The sequence below is a fragment of the Campylobacter sp. BCW_6877 genome (assembly GCF_001762445.1).
Lineage (GTDB): Bacteria > Campylobacterota > Campylobacteria > Campylobacterales > Campylobacteraceae > Campylobacter_D > Campylobacter_D jejuni.
In genome coordinates, this window is record NZ_MJWW01000034.1 from 1 (window position 1) to 3,183 (window position 3,183).

The window sequence follows — 3,183 nt, forward strand, 5'->3', positions numbered from 1 at the left end:
AGGATGAAATTTTTAACAAGTAGGAGAGTAAACTAATTAAACTAAGTATGATCTTTTATAAGATTACCAAAGATAATTAAACTGAGCAAATCCTGTATGGGTATTGCCATCTTTATCAAACATTCCATTATAGTTTAAACTAAAATAGAAAGCTTCATTAACAGGAACGATAAAAGAAGTGCTTACAAATTTTTGTATTCTTGGTAAATCAAACTCATCACTTACTTTTATATTTCCAAATCTAGCCTCAGCTTCTACTTTAGGATTGATATTAAACTTAGCTCCAAGTTCTACTGAAGTTTTTAAATTAGGCAACCAATCTCTAAACCAAGTAAAGCTTGTTTTAGTAGAGAAAAGATTTAAATAGTTTGCATAGGTTCTTTCTCCACCTTTAACTGTTGCTTGTCCTATAGTATCTTTCATAGAAAAAGCTTCAGTATAACCTCCTTCATAAGCAAGACCTATTTCAGGGGAGAATATATCTTTATTAGAAATAAAATTCATACCTAAGGCTGTATTGACTCCATAAGCATAAGAATTAGGTTCAGCTTTAGCTTCATTATTTCCTATTTTTTTAGTTAAATCATTTTTAATCAAAGCAGCTTTACCTTGAGCTTTGATATAAACTTCTTGACCTTTTTCTGTAGTAAATAAGGTATTAAAATATTTTAAACCTGCATAATAGGTTCTATTATTAATATCAAAATAAGTTGAACCCATTTTTGTATCTTCATAACCTGCATACACACCATATATTCCACTGTCTTTTAAAGTAGAATAACCTATAATGGTTCCTTTAGTGTGTCCTTTACTTTCTTCATTTAAAGAAAGTTCAACATTCTGTGAAGAAGCATAAGGAAGGATGAATAAAGAATGTTCTTTATTAGAACCATAGCTTCCATTATTTAAATCACTCTTTATATAATCACTTGCATCTGCATATAAATTACCCTTTTCAGACATAGCAATGCTTTGAGACTTACTTGAAGAAGCTAAAGCAAAAGTTTGCATAGAATTACCCATAACATTATCTATAAAGGTTGATCTTCTTGTAGTAGTAGAGATTAAAGATCTAAAGGTTGCACCTGATATGGAGGCATTAAGATTAAAATCTGTAGTAAGCTTTCCTGTTATTGGATCAAAGCTTAAAGATATTTCTCCACTACCATTGGTTCCTATATTGCCAATATTGTTTTGATTAACACCTGAGATGATATCATTTATATTATCAAGTTGTCCTAGATCGAGATTGCCCTCATCTATAGTAATTTTATCAGCACTTACATTTCCATTTCCACTTCCACCTACAACTATAGTGTCTAATTTACCCGTATCTTTATCTGTAGTAACAAGCCAATCTTTAATTCCAACACTACCACTACCATTGTTAGTTACTGTATTACCATGATCATCTTTACCTACTGAGCCTTGGTTGGAAATAACTAAATCAGCATTACCATTATTTGTAATACCTCCACCTATAGTAGCACCTTCTCCATTAGAAATTTCAAGTTTATTATCACTATTGTTAGTGATAGAACCACTTATACCTGTATCAGAAGTAGAGGTGTTAGTGATGGAATCAAGTTTACTATCTTTATCTACAGTAATTGAACCAGAAATAGCTCCATTACCCTCATTGGTAATGGAATCAATACTACTACCACCACTTACTTGAACACTTCCTGAGATACTTCCATTACCTTGATTAACAAGACCACCTTCTACCTTAGCTCCACCTTCTATCTTGATATCGCTACCTATAGAAGCATCACCTGTATTGATTATATTTCCTTCAAGTTTAGTGTTTTCTCCACTAACTGTAATGCCACCTGTTATACTTCCTGAGCCAGAATTAGATATGGCTTGACCTGAAGAAGAAGTTACAGTAGCTCCATCTTTTATTGTCATAGATCCTGTTATTTTTCCACCATCATTAGATATACCAGCACCACTTCCACCTTCTACTCTAGAACCTTTTCCAGATAAAATCATTTCTCCGCTTAAAGAAGCTGCATTATCTAATCTTATGCCATTAATATTACCTTTAATAACACCACCATTTTTAAGTTCTATTTTTTGACTGCTTGATCCAGTTTCTAAAACAATTCCATTGATGTCGCCATAAATTCCACTTACTGTACCATCTTTTTTTGAGCTTGCTCCATCTATGTATAAATCCCCTAGAGTTTGCCATTGGGCTATTGCTATTCCAGCATCTTTTCCATAAACTACGCCTCCATCTTTTATGGTAAGTGTTCCAAATTTACCCCAAGTTACAACTATGCCAGAATAATTTGATTGTATAGTTCCTGTGTTGATGATATTTTCTATAGTGCCACCACTTTCTAGTTTTATGCCGGCATTGGCATCATAACTACCGTTAGATATTATAGTTCCAGAATTAACAAGGGTTTTTATGTTGCCACCTGCTACAAATATACCAGAAGAGCTACCACTGATAGTTCCATTATTATTAAAACTATTTATAGTTCCTCCAGATAAGCTTACACCTTGTTGTCCACTGATTAGACCGTTGTTGCTAAAGCTTTGTATATTAGTATTCTTTCCTTCGAAAAAAACTCCATCATCATTTGATTTAATAGTCCCACTATTATCAAATTTATCTATATTAAGAGTTCCTGAGTTACCTCCCCAAACTCCCATATAGACATTTCCATTGATTTGGTTTTTATTTTCAAAGGTATTAACAGTAATGGTTCCATTAAAATTGTTATCATGTTCTACAGCTACCTTACCGTTAATAGTTCCATTATTGGTAAGATTAGTAAGTGTAAGAGTGTTGTTACCACTAGCATGAGCATAGATAATTTTATTGTTGTTATTCTCATTGCCTAAAGTTCCACCTGCTTCAATTATTATGGTATGTGGACCTTGATCGGTAATGTTGATTTGATTGCTTATTGAGCCACTTACAGTTGTATTAACTCTAGCTTCAGGAGTATAAACACTTGCTGATCTAGCTTTAGTATTTTTATGAACTTCATCATAAGTTTTTATTTCAGAATTTAATGTAGCATTAGCACAACTCGCTAAGAAAGAAATAGTAGCTAAAGATAAAACTATCTTTTTAGAATTTAAACAGGATTCTTTAATCCCCCCCCCATGGACACCTTACTTGAAATAATATTTTTACTCAAATATTTTTCTCCTTCCTTATTT

General features: G+C 32.5%; 1 pseudogene. It reads right to left on the bottom strand.

The annotated features are described in order from the left end of the window. Window positions 1-63: 63 nt before the first annotated feature. Window positions 64-3,128: pseudogene (locus AJ936_RS03725) on the bottom strand (hypothetical protein). Window positions 3,129-3,183: the final 55 nt, after the last annotated feature.